This window comes from Sphingomonas sp. CCH9-F2 (assembly GCF_001556735.1).
In the GTDB taxonomy this organism is placed as follows: domain Bacteria; phylum Pseudomonadota; class Alphaproteobacteria; order Sphingomonadales; family Sphingomonadaceae; genus Sphingomonas; species Sphingomonas ginsenosidimutans.
Map to the genome: position 1 here is coordinate 1 of NZ_LSJO01000338.1, position 2,247 is coordinate 2,247.

4 protein-coding genes are annotated in these 2,247 nt (G+C 70.8%); all 4 read left to right on the forward strand.

The genetic code is table 11. The features are described from left to right. A partial coding sequence (locus AX685_RS09760; RefSeq protein ID WP_231738755.1) for a sensor histidine kinase occupies positions 1-250 on the forward strand: 250 nt, incomplete at its 5' end. Further along, on the forward strand, positions 243-872 hold the full coding sequence (locus AX685_RS09765) for a response regulator transcription factor (protein WP_066488055.1): 630 nt from the start codon (positions 243-245) through the stop codon (positions 870-872). The genes AX685_RS09760 and AX685_RS09765, both read left to right, overlap by 8 nt. A gap of 56 nt (positions 873-928) precedes the next feature. Further along, positions 929-1,324: a response regulator gene (locus AX685_RS09770; RefSeq protein WP_066488058.1), complete on the forward strand. Its 396-nt coding sequence runs from the start codon at positions 929-931 to the stop codon at positions 1,322-1,324. Positions 1,325-1,363: 39 nt separating this feature from the next. Then, the coding region (locus AX685_RS09775) for a GAF domain-containing protein (RefSeq protein ID WP_066488060.1) at positions 1,364-2,247 on the forward strand (884 nt) is incomplete at its 3' end.

A 2,247-nucleotide genomic window follows, 5' to 3' on the forward strand; every position in this document is an offset into this window, starting at 1 on the left:
CCGCCGCAACGGCGGGATGATCGACGTGGCGGTCGCGGATACCGGGCCGGGCATCGACCCCGCGGTGGCCCCGCGCCTGTTCGAGGCATTCGCCAGCGGAAAGGAACAGGGCATGGGACTGGGCCTGTCGATCTCCCGCACGATCGTCGAGGCGCATGGCGGCCGCATCTGGGCCGAGCCGGCGGTCGGTGGTGGCGCGATATTCCATTTCACGGTGTGGAGCGCCGAACCGGGGGACGGCCATGACTGACCGACGCATGGTGCATGTCGTCGATGACGAGGATGCGGTGCGCCGCTCGATCGCGTTCATGCTGAAGACGTCGGGCTTCGCAGTTAGGCCCTGGGACAGCGGCGTGGCGTTCCTGCGCGCGGCGCGGCACGAACGGCCCGGCTGCGTGGTGCTCGACATCCGTATGCCGGAAATGGACGGCCTCCAGGTCCAGCAGGAACTGGCCGCGCAGGGCATCGGCTTTCCGGTGATCGTCCTGACCGGCCACGGCGATGTCGCGACGGCGGTGGCGGCGATGCGTGCGGGCGCGGTCGATTTCCTGGAGAAGCCGTTCGAAAAGACCGCGCTGCTCGCCGCGCTCGATCGCGGCTTCGCCCATCTGGAACGGCGCGACACGGCCGCCGCCAGCGCGCGCGACGCGGCGGTGCGGATCGCCGTGCTGACACCGCGGGAGCAGGATATCCTGCGCGGGCTGGTGCGCGGGCATCCCAACAAGACGATCGCCTTCGACCTCGGCATCAGCCCGCGGACGGTCGAGGTGCATCGCGCCAATGTCATGACGAAACTGGGGGTGCACAGCCTGTCGGACGCGCTGCGCCTCGCCTTCGCGGCGGGGCTGGCCGACACTGTGGACAACACGTAGCGACCCGGCGCGCGGCGTTCGTCATCATCACGCTCCCATGATGGACTGGAGCTGCCATGACGACCGATCCGCCCCCCGAACACAGGCGAGCCGCGCTGGTGGTGGAGGACGACGACGGCGTGCGCCGATCGCTTCAGCTGCTGCTGCACTGGCGGGGATATGAGGTGCGCTCGTTCGCGTCGGCGGGGGCGTTGCTGGCGGGCGCCGATCTGGACGACGCCGCGGTGCTGATCGCCGATTTCCGCCTGCCCGACGCGACCGGATGCGACGTGCGCCGCGCATTGGGCGATCGCGGCTGGAAGGGGCGCTCGGTGCTCATCACCGGCTATCCCAGCGCGGCGCTCGACGCACTGGCCCGGGACAGCGGCTTCGATGCGGTACTCAGCAAGCCGTTGCGGCAGCAGGCGCTGTTTTCGGCGCTGCGTGAGGATGAGGCCTCGGCACGTCGCTGACATCGGAGTATAGTCGCCGGCGACAGGAGGCAAGATGCGATGAGAGGAGCCGTCGTCCGACACGGGGATGCCGTCCATGAGGCGGTCCGGTCAGCCAGCCGTGCCGCGACGTCGGCGATCGCCGCATCATGGTGCCGGTCGGCGCTGAACCATGGGCTCGATCCCGATGGCGCGCCGCTGCGCGACCGGATCGACGATGCGGCACTGGCCGCCGTCCGCGCCGAGAACGACCTGATGCTCGCGGTCGCCGCGCCGGTGCTGGACGAGATGTTCCGGGCGGTGGGGCGGACGGGCTGCGCGGTGATCCTGAGCGACCGGCGCGGCGTCATCCTGGAACGGCGCGCGGGCGCAGGCGACGCGGACGCCTTTTCCGCAGCGGGGTTGGTCGAGGGCGCCTTGTGGGGCGAGGAGGATCAGGGCACCAACGGCATCGGCACCTGCCTGTTCGAAGGCAAGCCGGTGGTCATTCACCGCGACCAGCATTTCGCCAGCCGCAACGTCAACATCAGCTGCATGGACGCGCCCGTCCACGATCCGCACGGCCGGTTGGCCGCGGCGATCGACGTGTCGAGCTGTCGCGACGATCACGGCACCGCGATGGCGGAGATGGTCGCCGCGCTGGTCCGCGATGCCGCGCGCCGGATCGAACGCGGCCTGTTCTGCCGCCATTTCGCCGACCGCCGCATCATCTTCCTGCCCGAACAGGCGGTCAGCGGCAGCGCGTTGCTGGCGGTCGATCGCGACGATCTGGTCGTCGGGGCGAGCCGCGCCGCGCGGCTGCGACTGGGGCTGAACGACGCGGCGCTGGCCACGCCGCGGTCGCTGTCGCAGGTGCTGGGCGAGGAGGCGCCGCCCTCGTTCGAGAACGCCGATCGCGCGGTCCTGCGACAGGCGCTGGCGCAGGCGGGCGGCAACGCCAGCCG